The following is a 466-nucleotide window of genomic DNA, read 5'->3' on the forward strand; positions in this document are numbered from 1 at the left end:
CCATTTTGGGCAGCACCCGGACGTTGAGATCTATCTCAGCCAGCCGGGGATGGGTCCGGTCATCGGCGCCCGGGTGCTGGCCGAGTTCGGGGATGACCAGAGCCGCTACGCCGACGCTCGAGCCCGCAAGAACTACGCCGGGACCAGCCCTATCACCCGCGCCTCGGGCAGGAAGAAGACTGTCCTGGCTCGCTACGTGCACAACAACCGTCTCATCGACGCCCTCGGTCAACAAGCCTTCAGCGCGCTGAACAGCTCACCTGGCGCCCGCGCGTACTATGACGACCTGCGGGCTCGTGGGACCGGTCATCGTGCTGCCCTTCGACAACTGGCCAATCGACTCGTTGGCATCCTGCACGGCTGCCTCAAAACCGGCACCCGGTACGACGAGACGACCGCGTGGTCGCACCGCGGTCAACCAGCCGCCGCCGCTTGACAGCGTTTCGACATGGGATGTCTGCTTGGC

The 466-nt window shown here is 65.5% G+C and carries 1 protein-coding gene; it reads left to right on the forward strand.

Annotation, left to right across the window (positions count from 1 at the left end):
- Positions 1-436: IS110 family transposase (locus tag N864_RS23040; RefSeq protein ID WP_034723123.1), on the forward strand; the 436-nt coding region annotated here is incomplete at its 5' end.
- Positions 437-466: the final 30 nt, after the last annotated feature.

This window comes from Intrasporangium chromatireducens Q5-1, from assembly GCF_000576575.1.
Lineage (GTDB): Bacteria > Actinomycetota > Actinomycetes > Actinomycetales > Dermatophilaceae > Intrasporangium_A > Intrasporangium_A chromatireducens.